Below are 25533 nucleotides of genomic sequence, written 5' to 3'. Positions count from 1 at the left end.
TTTATCTTTCTAGTATTTCAATATTTCTTTGTATTATCTTTTTACCTCTCCAACTAAAAGCTTTTTCTTTATATCTTCTTCTAAATTCTTTGTTTGATATATTATTTATTTCTTCTTCTTTTAAATTATATATCAATTCTTCTTTAAATTCTTTAATATTTGTTTTTGAGATACTTATGTTGTGTGGGCATACATCTTGGCATATATCACATCCAAATATTTTTTTATTATTTTTCAATGCAATTTTTTCATCTTCACTTAAATCTTCTTTTTTCTGAGTTATATATGATAAACATTTTTTAGGATTCATTTCAAAATCACCTAATATAGCTTTTCCAGGACAAGATGTTATACATTTTCCACATTTAGCACACGATTTTTCGCTTTTTTTATCTGGTTCAAAATAATAGTTATTTATTATATACCCTATAAATACAAAAGATCCATATTCATCAGTTATTATATTATTATTTATTCCATAATACCCTATTCCACTTATACTTGCTAAATATCTATCTATTAGTGGTCCATTATCTGTAAATATCATATATTGAAATTCTTCAGTTTTACTATCTATATAATCTGCAATTTGTTGTAATTTTTCTTTTACAACTATATGATAATCCTTTCCATAACAATACTTTGATAAATTAGAATCTACTACGTCTTCAACAAAATATGGAAAAGCACATACTATTATACTCTCTGCATTTTCCATGCTAGCTCTCGGATTAATTCTTTTCTCAACAGATGGTTCTTCCATTCCTGTTATAAAATCTTTTTTTGTTCTATCTTTTATAATATTTTCCAAGTCGTGATAAGGTCCAACTCCTGCTATTCCTACACAATTAATTCCTATACTTTCACAAAATTCTTTTAATTTATTCTTATTCATAAATTTCCCTTTCATTAATTTCTATTTACATTTATAATAACTAAGGTATAAAGGATGTGGTATATATGATAAAGTTGACAATTCCAGGTAGACCAATAAGTAAATCCAATTTTAAACTTCACAATATTCACGGTCAATCTTGGATGCCCTCTAAAGGCAAACACTCTAAGTACTTAGCATATGAAAATATGATTGCTGGATATATAAATACACAATACGATGGCCCTTGTATAGAAGAGGACCTTATAACTGTATTGAAACTATATTTTCCAAATAAAAAAATGGGCGATTTACATAACTATCCTAAAAGTATATGTGATGGAATAGAAAAAAGCGGTATTATAAAAAATGATAAACAGTTAAAGCCAGTTCTTTTGTTTGATTTTATAGATAAGGAAAACCCAAGAGTAGAAATAGAGTTATATCCTTTGTCTGAGTACAAAGTTGATTATACTATTACTAAGAAATAGCAAATCCCCCTTTATAGGGGGATTTTTTTACCCTAAAATATTGGATACATCTTTTAGCATTTCTCTTATAGGTAATTCATATGGACACTTACTTTCGCACTTCCCACATTCTATACAATTAGAAGCATTTACATCTAAACTTTTATATCTATCTTTTGACCACTCTTTTAAGTTGTATCTACTATAATATCCTTCAAGTAAAAAATTCATAGGTATATTTATCCCTACAGGGCAAGGCATACAGTATTCGCAACGTCTACAAAATCTATTCCCTAATTTTTCTATAATATCTTTTATCTCTAAATTTTCTTCATCAGTTATATTAAGATTATTTAAGACTGATGTATTTTCAATAACCTGATCTACACTATCCATACCTGGGATAACTACATCTATATAGTCTTTAGATAATATATATTTTATAGCTAATTTTGCATTGTCAATAGCTCCTCCAGCAAGAGGCTTCATTACTATTATCCCTATACCATTTTTATTAGCTTCTTTAAATATTTCATCAGCTTGATCTTCTACTATATTATACGGAAACTGAATTGTATCAAACTTACCACTATTTACTGCTTTTTTTATTGTATCTATACTGTGACTCGTTATTCCTATATGCTTTATTTTTCCTTCTTCTTTACATTTTAAAAGAGCTTCATAAGCCATATCATCATCAAATATTCCATCATATTCATCTGGCTTTAAATTGTGAAGCTGATATAAATCTATATATTCAGTTTTAAAATTATTTAAACTTATATTTACATCTCTTATCATATCATCATAACTTCTAGACATACTTTTAGTAGCTAATATAAATTTATCCCTTTTACCTTCAATTGCATTCCCTATGTACTCTTCACTTACAGTATATCCTCTGGCTGAATCTATAAAGTTTATTCCTTGATTTATAAGCTCATTTATAACTAAATTTGTATCTTCTTGAGTTATTCTTTGTATTGGAATCCCTCCAAACCCAACTCTATTTAATTCAATATTAGTGCTTCCTAATTTTCTCATAAATCATCCCCCAATTTTATTTCATTTTTTGATTTTCCTAAACAATTAATTTCCGTTTTTATAAATTAAGACGATACTTTGTAAATATCGTATCTTATTTTTATATTATATATTATTTTATTGTATTTGTTTTATAATATCTTTTATCATTTCAATTTCTCTTTTATGACCCTCATCTTCTAATGGAGTTTCTAAGAAAAATGGTAAATGTTTTAACTTAGGATGAGTAATAAATCTTATTATTGCATCTAATCCTATCTCACCTTCTCCAATACAAGCATGTCTATCTTTTTTCGCTCCAAAAGGCATCATACTATCATTAAGGTGGACTGCCTTTAATTTATCTAAACCTATAATATTATCAAAATTATCTAAAACCGAATCTAAATCATTAACAATATCATATCCAGCTGAAAATACATGACAAGTATCTAAACATACGCCTAGCCTTTCATTATGATCAACTTTATCGATTATAGCCTTTACCTGGTCAAAACTAAACCCTATTTCACTTCCCTTTCCAGACATCGTTTCAAGTAGTACCATTATATTTTCATTTCCAGTTATAGCTTCATTAAGCGCATTAGCTATTTTATCTATACCTGTATCTACTCCTGACCCAACATGGCTACCTGGATGAAAACACATATATTCAATTCCTAAAGAATCCATTCTTTGAATATCTTCTTTTATAACCATTCTTCCAAATTCATAAACTTCTTCTTTTGCACCAGCTAAGTTCATTGTATATGGAGCATGTGCTAATAGTGGGCCAAATTTGTTGTCTTTTCTTATTTGTTGAAATTTCATTATATCTTTTTCATCAAAAGATTTAGCATTGCCACCTCTTGGATTTCTACTGAAAAATTGGAATGTATTTGCTCCTATACTTACAGCTGTTTCTGCAGCTTTTGCAAAACCTTTTGCTATCGAAATATGTGGTCCTATTACTATCACTATGTTCCCTCCTAAATTTTATATTCGTTTATAATATACCCAAAAAAATAAGTATCAACAAATTTTGTTGATACTTTATGCTTTACATTTTTCTTCTAATGGTATCGTTATCAATGCTAAGTCGTATTTCATCTCAGCTTCATTATGTTTTCTATTTAATACAATTTCATTAATTTTTTCTTCTATTGTATTGGATAACTCTTTTATTTCACTTTTACTTAAGCAAACTTGATTATAATTAGCTATGTACTCACTATCTATATCATTTTCCTCTATAGCTTTATAAAATAAGTTACTCATATTCTCAAACTTCGATATGCATATATCCCCTATATCTTTATCTTCTGTATTACTGTTAAAATTTAAAGCATTCTTCCCTATAACAATATGCTTAGCTGTAGGATAATAATACTTTTCAACAATTCCAGATTTAACCTTCTCTTCTACTAAATCTAATACACCAACCTTATACAAAGTCTTTATGTGGTAATTTATTTTTGCATGCGGTTCATCTAGCAATTGAGATAATTGTTTTGCTGACAACGGAATTGATTTAAACGCATTTAAAATATCTATTCTTCTTGGATGTGCAATTGCTTTTATGCACTCTAAATCTCTTAGTACTAAAACTTCTTTCATTCCCCCACCACCCATAAAAATATTTAATTATATAAATAATTATATATTATCAAGTAGTAATTGTCAAAAAATTCTCTATTTTAGAATATATTTATTTTGTACTGTTCACTTAAAGATTCTAATATCTTTATACCCGCAATACTATTGCCTTTTTTATCAAGGGCAGGTCCATATATTCCAATTCCCATCTTCTTAGGAACTGAAGCTAATATACCACCTCCAACACCTGATTTTGCAGGAATTCCAACTTTTATTGCAAATTCTCCAGACGCATCATACATTCCACACGTTACCATAAACGTCTTAACTATACGTGATATTCTTTCATCTATAAGTCTTTCTCCAGTTTCAACATCCACTCCATAAGATGCTAAGTTAACGCCTATTCTAGCCAAGTCTATACAGTCAATTTCTATAGAACATTGCTTGAAATATAAGTCTAAAACTTCTTCTACATCACCTTCTATAAATCCATCATTTTTTAGTAGGTAAGCCATAGCCCTATTTCTATCTCCTGTTAATTTCTCCGATTCATATATATCATAATTTATTTTTAAATTATCATTTTTAGCTAGTGTTCTAAAAAAGTTTAACATCTTTTCTTCTTTTTCTTTAAGATCCTTGCCCTTTATCATGGAAGTTGTAACTATAGCTCCTGCATTTATCATCGGATTGCAAGGCTTCTTAGATTCTTTAGTTTCTAATTTCATAATAGAGTTAAATGGGTCTCCACTAGGTTCCATTCCAACTTTTGAGAACACATACTCCCAATCATTTTCACTAAGTACTAAAGCTAGTATTATAGGTTTAGATATACTCTGAATTGTGAACTTTTTATCAAAATTCCCAGCCGTATGAATTTCATTGTTCATATCAATCATGCATATCCCTAAATCATCTTGTCTTGCATTTTTTAATTCTGGTATATAAGTTGCTACATGTCCATAATTTGTATATTTTCTGTTGTCTTCAAGTATTTGTTCTAATACATTTTCCATACACATTCCTCCTTATTTTTTAATAACGTCACAAGATTATAAGTAATATAATACAAAAAATCCTGGGTTTATGTCAACTTCCCAGGATTCCAAGTCTAATCAACAATTCTACTACCTCCAATAAATTCTCTAATTATAGATGTTGGAGGTATATCTAATTCATCGTCTAACTCTACAAAATATTGTAAAAACTTTAATATTCTATTAGACTCTATAAATGCTTCGTTGTCATCTTCAATTTGTTCTAAAAGTGGCTTTGCATATTTCTTTAAAACCGCTAACTCATATAAACAAGCTGAGTTAAACATTATATCAGCTTCTTCTTGATAAGGGAATATATTTTTATCTTCTCCTCTTCTTACTGACCACCAATTTAAAATAGTTTTTTCAGCACTATATCCTCTAAAATTGTAGTCTCTCACTATTCTTCTTATAAGTCTTAAGTCTGTTGTTGGTATTCTATTGTGGTTATCTAAATTTATTTGAGTAAGAACACTTATATATATTTTAAATTTATCCTTATCATCTATACTCTGTGTTAGCATTGGATTTAATGCGTGTATACCTTCTAGAATGATAGGTTGGTCTTTTTCAATTTTTAAAGTTTTTCCGCTAAATTCTCTTTTTCCTGTTTTAAAATTAAATTTTGGAAGTTTAATTTCTTCACCTTTTAATAATTTTTCTAAATCACTGTTAAATAATTCTAAGTCTATTGCATATATAGATTCAAAATCAAAATTACCAAACTCATCTAAAGGAGTATCTTCTCTATCAACAAAATAGTCATCTAAAGAAATAGGCACCGGATGTAAGTTATTAACTTTTAATTGTATAGATAATCTATGTGCAAAACTTGTTTTTCCAGATGAAGATGGCGCAGCTATTAATATAACTCTTTTATTATTTTCTTTTATTATGTCTGCAATTTGCGATATCTTTTTTTCATGCAATGCTTCAACTATACTGATTATTTCTCCGTATTTTTTACTTTCTATAGCTTCATTTAAACTAGCAACCTTGTCTATTCCAATAAGTTCAGACCAAACTTCTGACTCTTTATATATATTAGAAAGCTTTGGCTGAGCTACAAAATTTTGAGGTTCATTTTTATTTTCTTTGCTTGGTCCTAATATAACTACTCCTGATTGCCATTTTTTTATATCGAAAGTTTTAACATAGCTAGTAGACGGCAACATATGACCATAAAAATGATTTATATATCCACCGCATTTATATAATTTCACATCTTCATATTCTTTATACTTTAATAATTCTGCCTTTGCATTTTTATTATTATTTTTAAGTATTTTTATTGCTTCCGATTTATCTGTAACAATTTTTTCTATTTTTAAATCAGATTCTATTATGCTTTTTACTTTTGCCTTTATTTTTTCTATATCTTCTTCTGTAACTTCACTTTTATTATTTTTTATTTCACAGTATAATCCATTTGATAATGAGTGTTCTATTGTAACCTTACACCCATTAAAAATTTCTTCACATGCTTTTATAAAAACCAAAGACAACGTTCTCATGTAAACTCTCATTCCATCTGGTTGAGTTGTATCAATTAATTCTAAATCACAATTTTTATCTAAAGTACTGTTTAAATCTTTTAATTTATTTTTTATCTTTCCTATTGTTACTATACCCTTATATTCATTACTTAAATCTTTCGCTATTATATCTAAAGCTACATTTTTAGGATATTCATAATTTTTATTATTAATTTTTATATTTATAGTTTCCATAAATCTTTCTCCTATCCTTTAATATGTCTATTTATAAAGTTAGAACGATTTATTTTACATAAACCGTTCTAACACTTTTATAGATTCATCTATATCTTCATATTTAATTTCCAAAACTGCATATTGAATCTTCATAGACATTAAATTTTTTAAACTTTCTAAATCTAAAATTCCTTTTCCAATCCCAACATGCAAATCTTTTTTCCCATCATTATCACTTAAATGTATCAAATTTATTTTGGAATTTAATATATCTACAAAACAATCCTCATTTATTAAGTTATGACCTGTGTCATAACAAAATTCAATATTGGCTATATTATTTAATATATATTCAAATTCATTTGCTGTTGTTCCTATATTGCATATATCTCCACCATTTGTATATGTATTTTCTATAAAAACATACTTATTTTCTAAGTTTATTGACTGTAGAAATTTTATAGAATTATCTAAATACTTTTGCTTATTTCTCTCAAATCTAGACTTTATTACATATCCTAAGTGCATATTAAAATATTTTATATCAAGTTCTTTTAATTCTGAATTCATTTCATGTATAAACTTTACCCATGAATTTCTTATATATTCTACATTTTCACAACTGTTTAATTCCATAGGCAAATGAATCCCTATACTTATGTTATTTCTTTTAAATTCATCTTTATATAATAGAACTTTTTTACATTCAATTAAATTATCTATACCTATTTCTATATGATTTATATTTTTATTTGTTTTACATATACAAATAGCACGATCTATTTCATGAACTAAAGCAGATATTCCTAATTTCATTTTAAACTCCTATGAAACTTTACCAATTTTATTGAAAGGTAATAGTCTAATCACAACTTTACCCATTATATCACTTTCTTTTACTATACCTACCTCAGGATCTCTACTATCCATGCTGTTACCTCTGTTGTCTCCCATTGCAAATATATATCCTTTTGGAATAGTTGTGTCTATTTCACCTTCAGTTTTTTGACCATGTATATAAGGTTCATTTTGAAGCTTTCCATTTATATACACATCTCCATTTGTAATCTTAAGATGGTCACCAGGAACACCTATAACTCTTTTTACTAAATCTTTTTCTTTTCCATTAGCTTGCACTAAATCAGATTTAAAAACTATAATATCTCCTCTTTGAGGCTCTTTATGGTTATAGGCAACTCTATTTATTATTAAATAGTCTTTTTCCTCAAGTGTTGGATACATTGATGAGCCTTGTACTAATGTAGGTCTAACAAAGTGAGTTATTACAAGTGCTATGACTAGTGAGGTAACTATTATTTTTATCCATTCTATTATTTCTTTTTTAACATTTGCGCTCAAATTCACCATCTCCTCCATGTTCTACATACTTAGATAAAAGTTCTATAACTATATCATTTATATGTTCATACTTTTTAGTATTTATTCCCAAATCTAAAAGTTCACACGCCTTTATCAAGTCATAAACAACTTCCATAGGACTTCCATAAATTTTTTCAATATCTTCTTTACTTACACCTCTAAATCCATGGCCTACAGGGCTTTCATTTCTAAGTCTTATTAAATTTTCAAGCTTTTCACTATTTAGTATTTCAAGAACTCTGTCCATCCTTTTAGTTTGTTTTAGATATCTTTTTATATACTGAGTTACACCATGTATAAGATTACCATTATATATATTATACTTCTTTTTTAATGTATATAGTATATTTTTCTTAGATACCATATTGCCATGCATTGATACAGTATACCTTTTGCCTTCTTTCGTATTAACAAATATATATTTAAATAAAGCTTCTTTTAATCTATACAATCTTCCTAAAAAATCTATATATTCCTCATTAACAATTTGAATTTTTATATTTTCAATTAACTCTGATAGTATATCTTCAGGTTCTCCTTTATTTAAATTTTCTAAATTAGTTATAAGATTTTTAATTTCTTTTCTCTCCAGCATTTGTTCACTTAAATTATTAGTAAGTTTAAGTGCAGTTTTAAAATCAAAATTAGTAGCATATTTACATGATTTTAATAAATAATATAAATCTCCACTCTCTATTCCGCATTCAATTAATATATCTAAAACACCATCGTAATCATATCTTTGCAAAAACTTAGATATTACTAATTCTTGACTTTTGTTTATATAACTCATAAAATCACTCCTATTTATTTTTTATGTTTATGTTTCTTTTTCTTTAATCTTAAAAAACGTCTTCTAGCATAATCTGTGTATTCATCTAACTTATCTAAGCTTATTTTCCATAAATAAATTAAATAAATAACAAAACATATAGAAGCCCCTGTCGTTTTTATCATAGCTAAAATATCAAATACTCCATGTAAAACTATCGGTATTAAAATCAACTTAGCTAAAAATACTTTTCTTACTTTAGGCTTATCCAAATTAAACTTATACATAGATAAGTAATATCCCATATTTATTGCAAATAAAACATGTGCAGGAATAGATATTACAGCCCTAGCTAATCCAATTTGTAATAAATTTAATTGGTTTCCATGAAAAATATAAATAAGATTTTCTATTGTAGCAAATCCGAGAGTCGTAAATATACTGTAAACTATTCCATCTAATTTTTCTGTATAATGCCTACTTCTTAAAGTATAAGGAATTAAAATCATAATTTTTAAAATTTCTTCTGTTGCAGCTGCTACTACAAATGCAGTGTAAATTAAGTTTAAATGCGAATTATCAATCTTAGCTTTAAGTAATATATCTTCAATAGCTATTGCAGGTATACTTATCAATGTACCTATAAAAAATAATCTTATAAGTACCTTTATAGGTTCTTTATCATATTTATCTTTTATATATATCCATATTAAAATCGCTATTGTAGGCGCTAGAGATATTATTAACAAGTCTAATTTCATTTTTTGAATTACCTTTCTTTTTTATCATTCATATTATATTATTTCCAAATATCTTAACAAAATAATACCTTTATTCATACTATGTATAGATAAGTTGATTTCATATAAGAAAGGAGTTTTTTTATGCAAGATGGTTTTTTAACTGTTAGCGTCGTAGATAGTACTACTAACTTTCCAGTTGTAGGTGCAAACGTAAACGTATACTCCGTAGGAGATGACAATAAAGCCTCGACAGTAATTTATCAAAATTTAAAAACCGATATCTCTGGTCAGGTTGTTGGTTTAAATCTAGCTGCTCCAGATTTAATATATTCTCAACAACCAAGTGATGTAAGACCTTACAGTCAATATATAGTAGAGGTTATCAAAGATGGATACGAAACAATTATAATTAATGGTACACAAGTTTTGGCAACGGTTATAGCTCAACAAGGTATACAAATGGTACCTCGTCAAAGAAGTAAGCGCTTATATAGTAGACAAAACGAAATAGTAGTGGATATAGGAGCTCATACATTATGGGGTACTTATCCTCCTAAGATTCCTGAAAGCGACCTAAAGCCTATTCCACCTCCAACAGGGTTCGTTGTTTTAGATAATCCAGTAGTCCCAGAATTTGTAGTTGTGCATGATGGATTGCCTGAAAACAAAAATGCTCCTGACTATTGGGTGTATTTTAAAGACTATGTAAAAAATGTTGCTTCTTCAGAGATTTATTCTACATGGCCAACAGAAACGATACTGGCTAATGTAATAGCAATTGTTTCATTTACATTAAATAGAGTTTTTACTGAATGGTATAGAAGTAAAGGTTACTCATTTACCATTACTTCAACTACAGCTTATGACCACAAATATATTCACGAAAGAAATGTATTCGATACTATAAGCATTGCTGTAGACGAAGTTTTCAACACTTTTATAAAAAGACCTCCAACTGCTAGACAGCCTTTGTTAGCACAATATTGTGATGGAAATAAAACTCAGTGTCCTGGTCAAATGACTCAGTGGGGAAGTAAAAATTTAGGAGATCAAGGCCTTAGTTATGAAGAAATTTTAAGAAAGTTTTATGGTGAAAGTATAGTTCTTGAAAAAGCTCCAATAGTAAGTGGAGTTCCTGTATCATTCCCTGGCGAACCTCTAAAAGTAGGCTCTTCAGGTAAAGATGTTAGAACAATTCAAAATCAATTGAATGCTATTTCTAAGGGATATCCTGCAATTCCTAAAGTTAAAGAAGATGGAGTATTTGGTCAGGATACTGCAAACTCTGTTAAAGTATTTCAAGGTATATTTGGATTACCTAAAAGCGGAATTGTAGACTTTAAAACATGGTATGAACTTTCTAGAGTTTATGTTGCAGTTACAAAAATAGCTTCTTTAATTTAAATCCAACAATTTAATCGAAAAATTTAAATAGTGTAGTAATATTACTACACTATTTAAATATATTTATATATTTTTCATTTAAAATGTGATTTATTTTATCTGAACTTATTCTAAACTCTGGAATTCCACCTGCAAAAGGAGCTATTTCATACAAATCAAAATATATAACTAACTTATCATCTTGAATGTAAAATTTTTGATTTTCAGAAATTGATTTAAAACTATATTCTTGTTTATTTTCTTTTATTTCATCCCTTATTAAACCATTTATAACCTTTTTATAATCTGCGTTTTCTTTAAACAAATCTTTTAAATTTAAGTTTTGTCCGTTTTCTATAAATATATTATAGGATCTATTCTCATAGTATCCATGAGCCCCTCCACTATATTGGTAAATTTTAATTAAAATACTTAGCATTGAATCACTATTCTTTTTAACATCAAAATCTACGTTATATATATACGGAGTTATATATTCTTTAGGTGTATTTTTTAAAAAGTCTTTAGCCTCTTCTTCTACTTCAAAATACCCATTCATTATGTCATTTTTTATAAGTTCATTTATATTTTTCTCAATATTTTTATTTTCAGTTATTATGATTGGTACATTTATTATACTATTTAAATAAGTATTGTTTTTAGTTATAGTTTGAGTATCGATTTGTGCCACTATTGGATTTGTGTTTATATCTTTTATCTTATTATTAAATGCTGTAACTGGAATTTTAAAATCATAAATATTTTTTCTATTACTAATTTGGTATGGATTAAAATATACACATATACCTTCATTAGTTATATAGTAATTTGTATATTTATCTATTCTTATTTTATTTTTATCTATTTTAATATTTTTTTTATTAGCATCATTAATAATATAATTTTCTATTGTGTCTTTGTAATCTTGATTATTTTTTAAAAAATTGTCTATATATATTCTTTGCCCTGTTTTTAAATCAAATACATAACTATCTTTTATTCTTTCGTATTTCTTATTTTTTATATATATATCTTTATATATAAGAATATTCAATACATTTTTATCTTCAAATACCACATGATAATTTATATCTATTTTCTCACCTTTATAATTTTTAGAAACATCTTTTCTTTGTTTTTTTAAATTAATAAATTCATTTATATTTTTTCTTATATATGTATTTATATATCTTTCTATATCTTTATCCTCATAGTCTACAACTGGCATATTTACATTAAATTTTAGTCCATCATAATCAATACTACTTTTATCTGCTATTATCTTTACAGTTTTAAAACCTTGTATTATTGATGTTTTTATTTCATTGATACTCATATTTTCATTTAATTTTAAATTTATAAAAATAGCAGAAATTGATACAATTGTAATTATAATTAAGGATATAATCTTTTTTATATTTACCATAGTATATATTCCTCCTGTTGCATAATATATAGTATGTGATTTATAAGTAAAAAATATTATACCTATATTTTGTAATACAATTTATTTTTCTTAATTTACTAACAAGCATATAATTTTTTAAACATAAAAAAAGCCTTAAAGTTAAACTTTAAGGCTTTTTATTTATCTTCCTAATATTTTATTAATTTGTTGTTTGTATGCGTCAGCTTTAGCTCCGTATATAACTTGGATTCCTTTACCAACTTCCATAACCCCAACAGCACCAAGTTCTTTAAATCTAGTTTTTTGAACTTTAGAAGTATCTTTTACTTCAACTCTTAGTCTAGTTATACATGCATCTACAGAAACTATATTTTCAGCTCCTCCTAATGCCTCTAAAACATATGGTGCATTTTCTTCTATTTCACTATTAGCTGATTTTCCGCCTTTTTCTGCTTGATAATCAGCTTTTGTATATAATTTTGTTTCTTCTTCATTTTCATCTCTACCTGGAGTTTTTAAGTTTAATTTAAGTATTAAAGTCTTGAATAAGAAGTAGTAAACTACTGCATATACAGCTCCTACCATTATAACTCTTAACCAGTTAGTTGGAACTCCTGCTCCAGCTGGAAGTATTCCAAATAATGAGAAGTCTATAAATCCTCCAGAGAATGTCATTCCTATAAATACATTTAATACATCCATTAGTAAGAATGAAATACCTGCAAGTATACAGTGAACTCCATATAAAACTGGTGCAACAAATAAGAATGTAAATTCTAATGGTTCAGTTATACCTGTTAAGAAAGATGTAACTGCTGCTGATAATAATAAACTTCCAACAACTTTTTTCTTACTTGGAGCAGCTGTATGATACATTGCTAATGCTGCTGCAGGTAATCCAAACATCATGAATGGGAATTTACCAGCCATAAATCTTGTTGTTCCTGCTACTATTCTTGACATAGTTTCTGGTGAAGCTCCTACTAAATCCTGCATACTTCCTAATTGTGCAAAGTATGCATAGTTTGCACCTTGAACTGTTTGCCAAGTTCCATCTATTAAAACATGACCATCAACAAAAGAACCAAACCAGAATGGTGTATAGAATACATGGTGTAATCCAAATGGTATTAATGATCTTTCTATAACTCCGTAGAAGAATGTTCCTACTGCACCTGCATTGTTAACTCCTAATGCTATAAATGCTATTCCATCTTGAACAAATGGCCAAACAAATGCAAGTATTCCACCTACAATTGCCATAGCTATTGAAACTACTATTGGAACAAATCTTGATCCTGAGAAGAATCCTATAACTTGTGGTAATTGTATATTGTAATATTTATTGTGTAAAGTAGATGTAACTATACCAGTTATAATACCACCAAATACAGACATATTAAGTGTGTATATACCTAATGTTGTAGTTACATATGTTGCATACTGAGCTGGAGTGCTATCTGGAGTTATAACTCCTAATTGTGTAACTCCTAATCCAAGTAATACACCTATAACTTTATTCATTATTAAGAATCCAAATACTGAAGCAAGTGCTGATGTACCTTTATCCTCTTTTGCAAGCCCTACTGCTGTACCAACTGCAAATAATAGAGGTAAGTTTCCAAATACTATATCTCCTACACCTTGCATTATCTGTAAAATTACTGTTACTGCAGGTATAGATACAAATGCTATTAGTGGTTGATATATAGCTGGCGCATTTTGTAATGCTGCTATATTAAGAAGCGCTCCACCAACTCCTAATAATATCCCTGCAACAGGTAATGCTGCTATTGGAAGCATTATTGCTTTACCTATTCTTTGTAAAAATTGAAGCATATTATAATTCCTCCTTAATTTTTTAGTATGACTAATCAAATTAAATTTAAATTAACATTTTATACATATTACTATGATAAATAAAAAAGAGCTAAAATATTCATATTTTTACGTATTATAAAATAATCGTATAAATACAAATATATTAGCTCTTGCCTGCTTTACCAGTAACACGCTCATTTATTAAGTATATGTTATATTATAGCATCTAATTTAAACCTTGTAAACAGTTTCCCGACTTTTTTCTACATTATTTTTTTGTTTTTGTTATTAGTCTATCAATGTGTAGTGTAATGAATCCTATTTCATTTTCACTTAACTTTATATCATAATTTTCATTTAAATAATTGCATAATGTTTCAGATATGTTGTATGAGTTCTTTAACTTTTCCTTTATATGATCTAATAACATATTTTCTTCTGAAATTCCTTTTACAGCTCTATTTATAGCTAGCCTTAAATGTATTATCAGCCTATTATAATATATAGAATCTTTGCATATATTTATACCTAATTCTTTTTCTAAAAAATCAATAGCTTCTTTAATTATTATAGCTTGCTTAGCACTATCAACAACTTTTGTTTTATTTAATATTCCATTTATATGCATCGTTACAAACGCAACTTCATCTTCTGTTAAATTTATACCTAGTGCTCTATTTATAAAATCAATTATATCTTTAGCTAAATCCCACTCATATTCATATAGGGTTTTTAATTCTGCCTTAAATTGATTTTCTAAATATATATTGTCAAAGTATCTTTCTATAGCAAATACTAAGTGGTCTAACAATGCCATATGAGATTTATCATTCATATCCACATTTATACTATTATCTAATATAGATAAACTTTCTGTGGCAACACCAATATAGGTTGGATTTATAGAGTTATATAATTCTTCTATATTTTTATATCTATCTTCATTTATAACAAATATTTTTTCAATTTTATTAGTATCTTTAAAAATTGAATTTATAGTTGCCTTAAATCCAATTCCACTTCCTACTAAAATGTACTCTTTATTTTGATTTTCTTCTACGCATAAGATAACATTATTATTGAAGCTCTTTATAATTTTGTACATATATGCCCTCCTAACTATAGACTATGTGAGAGTTGAATTAAATATGGTTTTCCCATATATAAATATACAATATTTCATACTTTAAGTATACCTGTTTATTTATAATTAATCGCTAAATTTACATAATATTAAATATTTTTATAAAACTTTTTTTATCCAAAACAAAAATCTAATTTAATATTTTATTTTCATTTTTGTCCTTTTAGGGTATAATATGCATTAGGTATATACATAACTTTTTAACAATCTTGTTATTGTTATTAAAGTTAATTTTCTTATGGAGGTTTTTAATATGTTAGTTTCAGCTAAAGAAATGTTAAACAAAGCTAGAGAAGGTAAATATGCTGTTGGTCAATTCAACATAAATAACTTAGAGTGGACTAAAGCAGTATTACTTACAGCTCAGGAAAACAATTCTCCAGTTATACTAGGGGTATCTGAAGGTGCTGGTAAGTACATGGGTGGATATAAAACTATAGTTGGTATGGTTAATGGAATGTTAGAAGAATTAAATATAACAGTTCCAGTAGCTCTACATTTAGATCATGGTAGTTATGAAGGAGCATTAAAAGTAATAGAAGCAGGATTCTCTTCTGTAATGTTTGATGGTTCTCATTATTCTATTGAAGAAAATATAGAAAAAACAAAAGAAGTAATAAAAATAGCAAATGCTAAAGGAATATCTGTAGAAGCAGAAGTTGGTTCTATAGGTGGAGAAGAAGATGGTGTTGTTGGTGCTGGTGAAATAGCTGACCCTAATGAATGTAAATTAATAGCTGATTTAGGTGTTGATATGTTAGCAGCTGGTATAGGAAACATACATGGTCAATATCCAGAAAATTGGGCTGGATTAAACTTTGATGCTTTAGAAGCTATAAACAATGTTACAGGAGACATGCCATTAGTTTTACATGGTGGAACAGGTATACCTGCTGATATGATAAAAAAAGCTATATCTTTAGGTGTTTCTAAAATAAACGTTAATACAGAGTGTCAATTAGCTTTCGCTGCTGCTACTCGTAAATATATAGAAGAAGGAAAAGACCTACAAGGTAAAGGTTTTGACCCTCGTAAAGTTTTAGCTCCAGGATTTGAAGCTATAAAAGCTACTGTTAAAGAGAAAATGGAATTATTCGGTTCTATAAACAAAGCTTAATATATAAATTGAAAGCTATCTCGTAAATCGAGATAGCTTTTTTAGTTTATATTATTTTAATTTTTCTTATATAATTTTACAATTGTTTCAACATGAGGAGTATTTGGGAACATGTCCATACATTTAACCTTTTCTACCTCATATCCATATTTTTTAAACTCTACTAAGTCTAATACTAAAGTTTTTGGATTACAAGATATATAAACTATCTCTTTAGAATCAAATTTTGATATATCTCTTATAGCATCTTTATGAACTCCTGGTCTTGGTGGATCTACTATTATTATATCTGGCTTAGCTTTTAATTTATTAACTGTTTTAGCTACATCTCCTGCTATAAACTCACAATTTGTTAAGTTATTTAATTTTGCATTTTTATTTGCAGCTTCAACAGCTTCCTCTATAATCTCTATACCATAAACTTTTTTAGCTTTTTCAGCCATAACTTGTCCTATTGTTCCAGTCCCACTATATAAGTCAAATACTACTTTATCATTATGTTCCCCGACAAACTCTCTAGCTATTTTGTATAATTCTTCAGCACCTTTTGTGTTTGTTTGGAAGAATGAGAATGGAGATATCTTAAATTTAAGGCCTAAAAGTTCTTCTTGTATATAATCTCTTCCATGTAAAACTATTAGTTCATCACAATTAACTGCATCTGCTAACCCGTCATTTATTGTGTGTAATATACTTACTAAATCAGCTTTTAAGTCTAAGTTTAGAAGCATATCTTTATATTCTGTCATATCGAAATCTTCTTGAGATGATGTAACGATGTTAACCATCATTTCATTTGTATTTATACCTTTTCTTACTACAAGATTTCTTAAATAACCTTTATGACTCATATTTCTGTAATAAGGTGTATTCTTTTCGTTAAAATATTCTACTGTAGATGTTAAAACATTTATAAAATCATTGTCTACTAAAAAACATCCATCAACAGTTAAAATATCAATATGTTTCCCTTTTTTGTGTAATCCTAAAGTTAATGGTCCATCTTTCATTTCATCTCCGAAAGTATACTCCATTTTGTTTCTATATTCTTTAGTTTGAGGACTTTGCTCGATACCTTGGAAGTTAAATCCAAATATATCTTGCTCTAAAAATAAATCCATTACTTGTCTTTCTTTTATTTCTAATTGTTTTTCATAAGGCACAGATAACATACTACACCCACCACATACGTTAAAATGCTTGCATGGTGTTTCAGTCTCTAGTGGTGAACTTTCTAAAAGTTCCATCATTTTTACTTCAGCTTTTCCACTTTTAGTTTTTTTAACCGAAGCCTTAACTTTTTGTCCAGTTATTCCGCCTTTCATATATATGTCTCTATTTCCTAAACGACTTACTGACGTTCCTCCAAATTCCATTTTATCTATCTCAAATTCTATAATATCTCTTCTTTTCACTCTTTAATCCTCCGTATACAAAATTATCTTTCTTCTATTAATTTAACTTCTTCTTCTGTTAATTCTCTATATTCTCCCAACTCTAAACTTTCATCTAGATTTAGTTTTCCCATAGAAAGTCTCTTTAAGTACGTAACTTTTTTGTCTACACTTTCAAACATCCTTTTTACTTGATGAAACTTACCTTCATGTATAGTAAGCTCTATTTTAGATACGTCTCCACTTTCAAGAATAATAAGTTCTGCTGGCATAGTTTTATAGCCATCATCTAATATTACTCCTTCTTTAAAAGCTTTTATATCATCTTCTGTTACAACTCCATCAATTTCTGCAAAGTAAGTTTTAGGAACATGACTCTTTGGTGATAAAACCCTATGTGATAATTGTCCATCATTAGTTAATACTAATAACCCCTCAGTATCCTTATCTAACCTTCCTACTGGAAACGGTTCAAATGCTAATGATTTTTTATCTATTAAATCTAAAACTATAGGATCATGTTTATCAAAAGTAGCTGATATATATCCATCTGGTTTGTTTAACATTAAGTATATAAATTCTTTATATTCTATAGTTTCTCCATCAAAATTTATGATATCTTTATCCGTATCAACTTGAAGACCCGGGTTATTTTCTATTTTCCCATTTACTTTAACTAGTCCATTTTTGCAATCTCTCTTTATTTCAGCTCTACTTCCATAGCCTAAGTTAGAAAGTACTTTATCTAATCGTTGTTTTTTAGCCATAATCTGTACCTTCCTTTAAAAATGTTCTCCATTTTCATAATACTTTTCTTTCTCAAAGACTGTAAAAGCTAAATCCATACTTTCTACATCTAAATTATTTATTATACTATCAGTTATAATTTTAGCAACTACATCTTGAACTTCCTGTCCTCTATCAAACCATGCAACTTCTACAAAAGGATATACCTCTGCAATCTTTCCATCTCTTATAGCAACTGACTTTATACACTCTATTTCAAAATAATCTCTTGGGCATTTAACTGCTTCAACTAATTTATCTATCATATTCTCGCTTATTTTACATACATCAGTTTCATTTATTCCTCTTATTTTTATTTGTGGCATCCCATTTCCATCCTTTCTTTTATTTTTATTCATCTTATTTTATAGGTATTATTATACTTTTAATTTTTCATTATTACAATTTATATTCTTTTACATTAAAATGGGGGTGTCTTAAATGTTTTTATTTAAGGCATCCCCAAAACTATTTTTAGCTATAAAATTTAGAATCTCCATTTAATTGTTTTTTTCCTATTAACTCAGTCAAGCTAGTAAGTGATGCAATGCTTATATCTTTAAAGCTTATTACAAATACCAACTTAAAATCTGTAAATGTTTCATCTATACTATAAACATTAAAAAAGCATCTTATATCATCATTTAAATACTGTTCTCTTAAATCCGACTCAATTTCATCTGTAATATCTTTTACAAAAGCTCTTACATCTTCAAATAATATTTGAAATTCTTCTACAGTAGCTTCTTCACCTAGTTCTTCAAGTAGTTCATTAATCTCTTCTACTGAAAACATACTATCATCTAACTGACAATCAAATGCCATTATGCTGTCTTCTTTTATATCTTTAGATATATCTTGAACACTAATAAAGTCTTCACGTTCACTTAACATGTGTTTTATATCTTTACTTTTTATACTTATTGTTTGTTTTTTATTATTTATTTTAACTTCTAACAACTATCTAGCCCCCCACTTTAAGTTTATTGGAGACTTAATATAAATGCCTTTATATCATCCCAATTTTTTACTCTTATTATATTTTCATTTTCAATATTCTTGTTATAATTATTGTCTAATAATAATACAGTTAATCCTTCAGATGCCAATTGTTCAGCATTACTTGGATTATCTTCTATAAATATATTACATTCTAATTCTTTTGCTTTACTAACTTTGTAATCACTTCCTAATAAGTGTACATCTATATATCCTAAATCATTATCAGATAGCCATCCTGTAGTTATATCCTTCAATATCTCACTTCTAGCTGTAACAAAGTACAAGTTATGATTTTCATTTAATTCCTTTATAACTTCTTTAGCTCCATCTACAACATTAGCTTCTTTGTAAGCATGAATGAAATCAGTGTGGAATGATTGTAATAAATCATCTAGTTCTACTTGATATAATTCTTCTAACTTATGTGTTACACAATCTTCTTCTGTTATTTTTTTATTGTACATATCATTTAAGTACGGAATAAAATGATATGGATTAGTTATCGTTCCATCTATATCTATGCATATATTTAACTTTCCCATTTTTACCTCCAAATAAAACTTTATATTATTGTAGTTAACACATTATAACATACTAGATATTATAAATCAAAATAACACTATTTAGTATATGTTTGTGTTTTAAAAAAATTCACTTTGGTTACTTATATGTCTGAATAATCTATAACTAAAAGCATAAAAAAAGCTTGTACAATACAAGCTTTTTATGTTCTACGTTAAACATTATATCAAATTTCTATAAACTTTTTATTGTATCTAAAAAATTTTTAATTTCCTTATCAGATAAGCTAAGATATTCTTTTATCTGACTTATATACTTTAAGTTTTTAGTTTTTAACATAGTTTGTGCACATTCCATAGCTTTGCCCCTTAAAATATAAGCCTTTTGTACACATATTTTAGAATATTCTAATTGGTTAGTCGCATCTTCATTAGAAAGTTTAGGTACTTCCATGTCTTCATAAGTTTGCACTACTTCATCACACATTTCTTTAGCATATGCAACATCTTTTTTAGCTTTGTTTATAGTCTTAACATTTATATCTAAATTTTTAGTATTTGGAAGGCATTCCCTCATAGGTACTAATGCTTTTCTTTCTATTTTATATATTTCACTTTTAAAGTTTTGTACTGTCTCTTTATCACTTTTTTGCATAGATACACTATCTACTTCATTTGTATTATATTCTTCTTTCTTAGAATCATTCTCTGTATTTGAAGATTGCTTTTCACTATTTTCAACTTTCTTAGTTTCCCTTAACTCGGATTCTTTAGCTTCTATTTTTTCATTTTTATATTTGCTTTCTTGGTTATCTTCATACTGTTCATTAAAAGCATAACTTCTATATTCTAAAATTTCTTCTATTTTATTTATCGTACTTATATATATATTACAGATTACTATAACAGTGGCAACTACTACATACATACCTCCATATATACTTGCCCTTTTAAAATCATCTTTGTTTTTAAACAAGACCCATAAAGGCAATATATATAAAAGCAAAATTACTAATGCCCATCTCACATTAACAACTCCTTTACCTAAAGTTTATATTTCAGGTTTGATATATTAATAGTATTTACCATATTTTATTAATTAATCCATAATTTTTATCAAATTAAAATCTACATAATCACAAGATACCAAATTATATTCAACTTCATTTCTAATTCCCTTTAATCCCATTTTAAATGATTCTTTTCCATGTAAATGCCCATATACCACTTTTTCAACTCCGTAAGACTCATATATTTCTGTAAATAAAGATGGATCTAGTTTATCATTAGTCGGTGGGTAATGTGTTATAACTATTGTCTTTTTAAATCCAGCCTTCTTAGCTGCATCTAAAGAAAGTTTTAGTCTATGAGCTTCTCTTTTATAAATTTTCTCATCATCTTCTGTAAATTTAACATCATTAGGGCATATCCATCCTCTAGTTCCACAAATTGCATATTCTTCATATTGATAAAAGTTATTTTGTAAGAAACTCATATCATCATATAATTTATTTAATTTTGCTACTGTCGTCCACCAATAATCATGGTTTCCTTTTACATATATCTTTTTTCCAGGAAGATTATGTATTATATTTAAATCTTCTTCTGCCTCGTTCATATTTATAGCCCAAGATGTATCTCCAACAATTAATACTGTATCTTCTTCATTAACTTCACTTTTCCAACTATTAATTATCTTCTCTTCGTGATTATCCCAGTTATCTCCAAATATGTTCATAGGCTTATTAACAGCAGTTGAAAAATGTAAATCTCCTATTGCATATAAACTCATGTTAATGTCCTTTCTAAATTATATTTGATTTTCTTAAGCGTAAAAAAAAGAAGCGAGATTACTACCCTCTTCTTTTTTTATTATACCCTTCTAAAAGGGTATCTATCTCATTTTTTAAAGCTAGTATTTCAGTTATATCTCTTTCCGTATCAATCCTATCTAATCTTCTTTGATATACTATAGCTTTATGAGTTTCACCTAAATCGTAAAGCTCTTGTATTTTTCCTAAAACATCTCTAACCGTTATAGATTTAACTTGATACATAACTTGAGCTTTCATTATATGCTCTCTAATTTCGCTCATCTCTTGATCTAGTAAAAATGCTGCATCAGCCGCTCTTCTCAATCTCATAGCTAAATCCTCTGGTATATAGTGTTCATATTTATATTTTAAAGAATGCTCTATCGTAGCCCAAAAGTTCATAGCTAGAGTTCTTATTTGAATTTCACATAGAATTTCTTTATATCCTAACGCAGTGTTTATAGGATATCTTATTATTACGTGGTAACTTCTATATCCACTATCTTTAAAGTTTTCAATATAATCCTTTTCGTAGACTATCTCCATATCATTTCTTGATTTTATAAGATCTACTATAGTATATATATCTTCAACGAATTGACACATTATTCTTATTCCAGCTATATCTTCCATATCTTCCAAATTAGCAATATCTAGCCTCTTTGCTTTTGATATTATGGATGAAATTTTTTTAGTTCTTCCTGTTACAAACTCTATAGGAGAATACTCTCCTCTTTTTAGAAACTCTTTTCTTGTATTCTTAAATTTAACTTTCAGTTCTTCCACAGCGTGTTCATAAGGAACAAGTATCTTATCCCACTTTTCGTATTCCATTATTTCTCACCCTTTATTTTCAGATTTGTCAACTTCTATATTTTAACATAAATTATATTCATTTTGTATAATAAAGAACATCTCCATCTTCTATAAAATATTTAATTTCACCTAATTTATTTAGGTAACTTATCATTCCAACCAACGTTGACTTAAAGAAGTGATATTCCTTATAATTATAACTTAAATTGTTTTCATTCAATATAATTTTCAAAATAGACTCTAAGCTTTTAGGCTCTTTCATTATATTTCTTATTTGATTTAAATATTTATTTACTGACTCTCTATGTTTCTTTAATAAGTCTAATGTTTCAAATTTATCTAACTCTTTTTTGCAATGACCTAACACAACATATTCAAAATCTATTGTCTGTAATAAATCCAATGAATTTAAATATGCTTCTACATCAAATATAAATAACAAATCAAACTTATATAAAAGTTCCTCGCCTACTAGCATGTCTCCTAAAAAAAGCACCTTATCTTTAGTTAGCACTCCTACTGAACCAGCTGTATGGCCTTTTAAATCAATTATTTCTATATATTCTCCATTTATATGTAATTTTCCTGGTTTTATAGTCCTATCTATACTTACATTTTTCATATTTTTACTCATTAATATATTATCGAAAAATTCATTAGTATTTCCACCCATTATATATGTAGAAAATAAGATAGGATTATCTATATACAACTTTGAATAGAAACTAGACATATTTACTAAATTAGGGTATTTTTCTTTAAATTGATATCCCGCTCCATAGTGGTCATTGTGTTCATGCGTGTTTATCATCCATTTTATGGTTATTCCTTCTTTTTCTAAGTCTCTAATTATATTTCTAGGTCTAACACCTGGAAGCCCTGGATCTATAATCAAAGCACTTTTATCATTAAACACATAAACCCCAGTGTTTGTTCCTCCTCTTATGTAAAAAGAGTTTCCTTTTATATTTTTAAATCTCATTAGAATCACCTTACAATACTATTGTTTTTAATCTATCTAAAGCACACTTTCTTACGCTCTCATCTTTTGATACTCTTATTTTTATATTATAAGCTGTATCTTCGTATAATAATGATTCTATAAAATACTCTACGATACCTCTATCCTTGAATTCTATATTCATTATTCCTTTTGAATAAATTTTCGAATCTAATACCATCATAGAATCTGCAAAGTTAAGTCTTTCATCTTTTCTCAAATATCTATCATTTGGTTTAAATGATTCACAGTAATTTATTTTAAAATTCACAACATCATTATTAATTTCAAATTTATATTTATCTTTTATTAAAGATGCATACTCTTTATTTCTATTACTTATATTTTCTAAGTTTGAGTTATAGTCCTCTTTTGTCCAGTGTCCATATATTCTGCAATTTAAAGGTCTAACTTCATAAATTAAGCATCTATTATTTTCATCTTTAAATGGACAGGGACTCTTTTTTACATATTCTAAGAAATAATAATCTATAACCTTACTCAAACATTTTTTTCTTAAATCTTCATCAAGGCTTAAATAATGGTATATATTTATAAATTCAATTAAATTTATACCTACTGATTCCATACAACAATTACCACACCCTGTACAATTTCCATTAGGTACAGATTCATATACTTTATTTAACTCATCTATTAACTTATTTTCTTTTGCAAAATTTATGCTTTTCTCTATATCAATCTTTTTTAGGCTAGCCATTATTAATACTCCTTGTTATAATTATTAGGTTAATACAAACACTTATTATAACATATTTTTTCGAAACTTATTAGGAGGTACTTTTATATGAATAGATATACAAAAGTTATAAATATGATGGAAAGTTACTATACAAAAGATTATGAAAAGAAGAAAAAAAACGTAACTAAAGTTAGGGAAGTAAGAGAAGATACTGTTAGAAAATTCTTCTTACAAGGTGATTGCGAAGTTTTAGTAATATTAGAAGATAGCGGTAGAGAAATACTATTAGATGACTTTTCTTCAGAAGAAGATATAAAAAAATACTTAGGCCCTAAATTTATAAATAAAAAATAATTCTTTCTCCCTAAAATTTTAGGGAGTTTTTTTGATTTTTGTGTTATAAAACTTAAAATTGAGGTAATAATATAATATATAAATATTTAAACAATATTTAACTCAATCTCCCCAATTGTGAGCTTTCGTTCCCCCGATGAAAGCTCTTTTTTATTATAATATTGATATTTAAAATTTTTGGAGTATAATAGTTTATTAATAACTATTAAGGAGTTGTTGTTTATGATTAAAATAGGAAATTTAAATTTAGATACAGAATTTGACTATAGAATTATAAGAGAGGAAGATAACGATATAGATTTATTTATTGATATTAATTATAGAAGCTTAGATATAGATTGTGGCGATAGTAGTATTTTCTTTGCATCAAGGTTACAATTTCCATTCGTTAGATCAATAATACTTAGATTCAATAAATTAAATAATTTAATGACAGTGCATCTTATGAGAGATATTGATTTATTCTCTGCATTCGCAAACTTTGAAATTGATTACTCAAATTCAAGTATATCTATTAAAAACGATAAGGAAAAAGTAATTTTTACTAAACAAGCACTATAATTGCAAATAAATAAGGGGGCCTTAATAGGCCCCTTTATTTATTACTTATAATCAAAGTATAGTATACCATTCTTCACTAGTCAATTTATTTTCTGAAAA

28 protein-coding genes are annotated in these 25533 nt (G+C 27.3%); 5 read left to right on the top strand and 23 right to left on the bottom strand.

The window, feature by feature from the left end; all coding sequences use genetic code 11:
• Position 1: 1 nt before the first annotated feature.
• Positions 2–895 carry a tRNA epoxyqueuosine(34) reductase QueG gene (gene queG / locus RWY47_RS00545; RefSeq protein ID WP_150841910.1) on the bottom strand — a complete coding sequence of 298 codons (894 nt, stop codon included), beginning with the start codon at positions 893–895 and terminating at the stop codon, positions 2–4.
• A gap of 65 nt (positions 896–960) precedes the next feature.
• Between queG and RWY47_RS00550 the strand changes: the two genes are divergently transcribed.
• A complete protein-coding gene (locus tag RWY47_RS00550; RefSeq protein ID WP_021431699.1) occupies positions 961–1365 on the top strand; it encodes a RusA family crossover junction endodeoxyribonuclease in 405 nt (134 codons plus the stop codon).
• Between the two features lie 27 nt (positions 1366–1392).
• Here the strand turns inward: RWY47_RS00550 and RWY47_RS00555 are convergent, their stop codons facing one another.
• From RWY47_RS00555 to RWY47_RS00595, 9 genes are all read right to left on the bottom strand, one after another.
• Positions 1393–2388: an aldo/keto reductase gene (locus tag RWY47_RS00555; protein WP_021428514.1), complete on the bottom strand. Its 996-nt coding sequence runs from the start codon at positions 2386–2388 to the stop codon at positions 1393–1395.
• Positions 2389–2505: 117 nt separating this feature from the next.
• Positions 2506–3345, bottom strand: coding sequence for a deoxyribonuclease IV (locus RWY47_RS00560; RefSeq protein ID WP_150841909.1), 840 nt, complete (start codon positions 3343–3345; stop codon positions 2506–2508).
• A gap of 75 nt (positions 3346–3420) precedes the next feature.
• Entirely contained in the window at positions 3421–3984 is a 564-nt protein-coding gene (locus tag RWY47_RS00565; protein ID WP_024619966.1) for a winged helix-turn-helix domain-containing protein, read from the bottom strand.
• Positions 3985–4064: 80 nt separating this feature from the next.
• Entirely contained in the window at positions 4065–4982 is a 918-nt protein-coding gene (gene glsA, locus RWY47_RS00570) for a glutaminase A (protein ID WP_021428511.1), read from the bottom strand.
• 95 nt (positions 4983–5077) lie between these two features.
• Entirely contained in the window at positions 5078–6733 is a 1656-nt protein-coding gene (locus RWY47_RS00575) for a nucleoside kinase (RefSeq protein ID WP_150841908.1), read from the bottom strand.
• Between the two features lie 54 nt (positions 6734–6787).
• Positions 6788–7531 carry a TIM barrel protein gene (locus RWY47_RS00580; RefSeq protein ID WP_224170635.1) on the bottom strand — a complete coding sequence of 248 codons (744 nt, stop codon included), beginning with the start codon at positions 7529–7531 and terminating at the stop codon, positions 6788–6790.
• A 9-nt stretch (positions 7532–7540) separates the two neighbouring features.
• Positions 7541–8074: a signal peptidase I gene (gene lepB / locus RWY47_RS00585; protein ID WP_021428444.1), complete on the bottom strand. Its 534-nt coding sequence runs from the start codon at positions 8072–8074 to the stop codon at positions 7541–7543.
• Positions 8058–8888, bottom strand: a complete 831-nt coding sequence (locus RWY47_RS00590; protein ID WP_021428508.1) for a hypothetical protein — start codon at positions 8886–8888, stop codon at positions 8058–8060. The genes lepB and RWY47_RS00590 overlap by 17 nt, the downstream gene beginning before the upstream one ends.
• A gap of 14 nt (positions 8889–8902) precedes the next feature.
• Positions 8903–9628 (bottom strand): PrsW family intramembrane metalloprotease, encoded by a 726-nt coding sequence (locus tag RWY47_RS00595; protein ID WP_021428388.1) that lies wholly within the window; start codon positions 9626–9628, stop codon positions 8903–8905.
• Positions 9629–9751: 123 nt separating this feature from the next.
• Here RWY47_RS00595 and sleC point away from each other — a divergent pair, with 123 nt between their 5' ends.
• Positions 9752–11014, top strand: a complete 1263-nt coding sequence (gene sleC / locus RWY47_RS00600; RefSeq protein ID WP_150841906.1) for a spore cortex-lytic germination protein SleC — start codon at positions 9752–9754, stop codon at positions 11012–11014.
• 49 nt (positions 11015–11063) lie between these two features.
• Here the strand turns inward: sleC and RWY47_RS00605 are convergent, their stop codons facing one another.
• The 3 genes from RWY47_RS00605 to RWY47_RS00615 all read right to left on the bottom strand — a co-directional run bounded on the left by RWY47_RS00605 (position 11064) and on the right by RWY47_RS00615 (position 15327).
• The gene (locus RWY47_RS00605; RefSeq protein ID WP_224170634.1) at positions 11064–12419 is read right to left on the bottom strand and encodes a DUF3298 domain-containing protein; all 1356 of its coding nucleotides are present in this window, start codon (positions 12417–12419) and stop codon (positions 11064–11066) included.
• A 162-nt stretch (positions 12420–12581) separates the two neighbouring features.
• On the bottom strand, positions 12582–14240 hold the full coding sequence (locus RWY47_RS00610; RefSeq protein WP_024619961.1) for a PTS transporter subunit EIIC: 1659 nt from the start codon (positions 14238–14240) through the stop codon (positions 12582–12584).
• A 250-nt stretch (positions 14241–14490) separates the two neighbouring features.
• Entirely contained in the window at positions 14491–15327 is an 837-nt protein-coding gene (locus RWY47_RS00615) for a PRD domain-containing protein (protein ID WP_224170633.1), read from the bottom strand.
• A 292-nt stretch (positions 15328–15619) separates the two neighbouring features.
• Between RWY47_RS00615 and fba the strand changes: the two genes are divergently transcribed.
• Positions 15620–16483, top strand: coding sequence for a class II fructose-1,6-bisphosphate aldolase (fba, locus tag RWY47_RS00620; RefSeq protein WP_021431687.1), 864 nt, complete (start codon positions 15620–15622; stop codon positions 16481–16483).
• A 56-nt stretch (positions 16484–16539) separates the two neighbouring features.
• Here the strand turns inward: fba and rlmD are convergent, their stop codons facing one another.
• From rlmD to RWY47_RS00670, 10 genes are all read right to left on the bottom strand, one after another.
• A complete protein-coding gene (rlmD, locus tag RWY47_RS00625; RefSeq protein WP_142730569.1) occupies positions 16540–17898 on the bottom strand; it encodes a 23S rRNA (uracil(1939)-C(5))-methyltransferase RlmD in 1359 nt (452 codons plus the stop codon).
• A 23-nt stretch (positions 17899–17921) separates the two neighbouring features.
• Positions 17922–18644: a pseudouridine synthase gene (locus RWY47_RS00630; protein ID WP_021428518.1), complete on the bottom strand. Its 723-nt coding sequence runs from the start codon at positions 18642–18644 to the stop codon at positions 17922–17924.
• A gap of 15 nt (positions 18645–18659) precedes the next feature.
• Entirely contained in the window at positions 18660–18989 is a 330-nt protein-coding gene (locus tag RWY47_RS00635; RefSeq protein ID WP_150841904.1) for a DUF1904 domain-containing protein, read from the bottom strand.
• Positions 18990–19137: 148 nt separating this feature from the next.
• Positions 19138–19623 (bottom strand): hypothetical protein, encoded by a 486-nt coding sequence (locus RWY47_RS00640; RefSeq protein ID WP_021428520.1) that lies wholly within the window; start codon positions 19621–19623, stop codon positions 19138–19140.
• Positions 19624–19646: 23 nt separating this feature from the next.
• Complete coding sequence (locus tag RWY47_RS00645; protein ID WP_021428469.1) at positions 19647–20207, bottom strand: 5' nucleotidase, NT5C type; 561 nt, start codon at positions 20205–20207, stop codon at positions 19647–19649.
• A gap of 214 nt (positions 20208–20421) precedes the next feature.
• A complete protein-coding gene (locus RWY47_RS00650) occupies positions 20422–21213 on the bottom strand; it encodes a hypothetical protein (RefSeq protein ID WP_224170632.1) in 792 nt (263 codons plus the stop codon).
• A gap of 72 nt (positions 21214–21285) precedes the next feature.
• Positions 21286–21978, bottom strand: a complete 693-nt coding sequence (locus tag RWY47_RS00655; protein WP_021428461.1) for a metallophosphoesterase — start codon at positions 21976–21978, stop codon at positions 21286–21288.
• Between the two features lie 61 nt (positions 21979–22039).
• On the bottom strand, positions 22040–22834 hold the full coding sequence (locus RWY47_RS00660; RefSeq protein ID WP_021428441.1) for a GTP pyrophosphokinase: 795 nt from the start codon (positions 22832–22834) through the stop codon (positions 22040–22042).
• A gap of 58 nt (positions 22835–22892) precedes the next feature.
• The gene (locus RWY47_RS00665) at positions 22893–23798 is read right to left on the bottom strand and encodes an MBL fold metallo-hydrolase (RefSeq protein ID WP_150841902.1); all 906 of its coding nucleotides are present in this window, start codon (positions 23796–23798) and stop codon (positions 22893–22895) included.
• 10 nt (positions 23799–23808) lie between these two features.
• Positions 23809–24537, bottom strand: a complete 729-nt coding sequence (locus tag RWY47_RS00670; protein WP_021428409.1) for a YkgJ family cysteine cluster protein — start codon at positions 24535–24537, stop codon at positions 23809–23811.
• 87 nt (positions 24538–24624) lie between these two features.
• On the opposite strand from RWY47_RS00670, the gene RWY47_RS00675 reads away from it, so the two are divergent.
• Together RWY47_RS00675 and RWY47_RS00680 are read left to right on the top strand one after the other, a co-directional pair.
• Positions 24625–24873, top strand: coding sequence for a hypothetical protein (locus tag RWY47_RS00675; protein WP_021428389.1), 249 nt, complete (start codon positions 24625–24627; stop codon positions 24871–24873).
• Positions 24874–25095: 222 nt separating this feature from the next.
• Positions 25096–25434, top strand: a complete 339-nt coding sequence (locus tag RWY47_RS00680; RefSeq protein WP_021428442.1) for a hypothetical protein — start codon at positions 25096–25098, stop codon at positions 25432–25434.
• The last annotated feature ends 99 nt before the right edge of the window (positions 25435–25533 follow it).

Source organism: Paraclostridium sp. MRS3W1 (assembly GCF_032465715.1).
GTDB lineage: Bacteria > Bacillota > Clostridia > Peptostreptococcales > Peptostreptococcaceae > Paraclostridium > Paraclostridium dentum.
Note: the sequence above shows the minus strand (reverse complement) of the source record. Positions and strands in the feature narration are given on the sequence as shown.

Coding starts and splice junctions, on each gene's coding strand:
- RWY47_RS00655 (WP_021428461.1), bottom strand. CDS start 21,978: ATGAGTTTATATGCAATAGGAGATTTACATTTTTCAACTGCTGTTAAT.
- RWY47_RS00590 (WP_021428508.1), bottom strand. CDS start 8,888: ATGAGTTATATAAACAAAAGTCAAGAATTAGTAATATCTAAGTTTTTG.
- RWY47_RS00665 (WP_150841902.1), bottom strand. CDS start 23,798: ATGAGATTTAAAAATATAAAAGGAAACTCTTTTTACATAAGAGGAGGA.
- RWY47_RS00645 (WP_021428469.1), bottom strand. CDS start 20,207: ATGGGAAAGTTAAATATATGCATAGATATAGATGGAACGATAACTAAT.
- queG (WP_150841910.1), bottom strand. CDS start 895: ATGAATAAGAATAAATTAAAAGAATTTTGTGAAAGTATAGGAATTAAT.
- RWY47_RS00610 (WP_024619961.1), bottom strand. CDS start 14,240: ATGCTTCAATTTTTACAAAGAATAGGTAAAGCAATAATGCTTCCAATA.
- RWY47_RS00615 (WP_224170633.1), bottom strand. CDS start 15,327: ATGTACAAAATTATAAAGAGCTTCAATAATAATGTTATCTTATGCGTA.
- RWY47_RS00565 (WP_024619966.1), bottom strand. CDS start 3,984: ATGAAAGAAGTTTTAGTACTAAGAGATTTAGAGTGCATAAAAGCAATT.
- RWY47_RS00660 (WP_021428441.1), bottom strand. CDS start 22,834: ATGGAATACGAAAAGTGGGATAAGATACTTGTTCCTTATGAACACGCT.
- glsA (WP_021428511.1), bottom strand. CDS start 4,982: ATGGAAAATGTATTAGAACAAATACTTGAAGACAACAGAAAATATACA.
- RWY47_RS00675 (WP_021428389.1), top strand. CDS start 24,625: ATGAATAGATATACAAAAGTTATAAATATGATGGAAAGTTACTATACA.
- RWY47_RS00635 (WP_150841904.1), bottom strand. CDS start 18,989: ATGCCACAAATAAAAATAAGAGGAATAAATGAAACTGATGTATGTAAA.
- RWY47_RS00595 (WP_021428388.1), bottom strand. CDS start 9,628: ATGAAATTAGACTTGTTAATAATATCTCTAGCGCCTACAATAGCGATT.
- RWY47_RS00630 (WP_021428518.1), bottom strand. CDS start 18,644: ATGGCTAAAAAACAACGATTAGATAAAGTACTTTCTAACTTAGGCTAT.
- RWY47_RS00680 (WP_021428442.1), top strand. CDS start 25,096: ATGATTAAAATAGGAAATTTAAATTTAGATACAGAATTTGACTATAGA.
- RWY47_RS00555 (WP_021428514.1), bottom strand. CDS start 2,388: ATGAGAAAATTAGGAAGCACTAATATTGAATTAAATAGAGTTGGGTTT.
- RWY47_RS00575 (WP_150841908.1), bottom strand. CDS start 6,733: ATGGAAACTATAAATATAAAAATTAATAATAAAAATTATGAATATCCT.
- fba (WP_021431687.1), top strand. CDS start 15,620: ATGTTAGTTTCAGCTAAAGAAATGTTAAACAAAGCTAGAGAAGGTAAA.
- RWY47_RS00550 (WP_021431699.1), top strand. CDS start 961: ATGATAAAGTTGACAATTCCAGGTAGACCAATAAGTAAATCCAATTTT.
- RWY47_RS00670 (WP_021428409.1), bottom strand. CDS start 24,537: ATGGCTAGCCTAAAAAAGATTGATATAGAGAAAAGCATAAATTTTGCA.
- RWY47_RS00580 (WP_224170635.1), bottom strand. CDS start 7,531: ATGAAATTAGGAATATCTGCTTTAGTTCATGAAATAGATCGTGCTATT.
- RWY47_RS00605 (WP_224170634.1), bottom strand. CDS start 12,419: ATGGTAAATATAAAAAAGATTATATCCTTAATTATAATTACAATTGTA.
- sleC (WP_150841906.1), top strand. CDS start 9,752: ATGCAAGATGGTTTTTTAACTGTTAGCGTCGTAGATAGTACTACTAAC.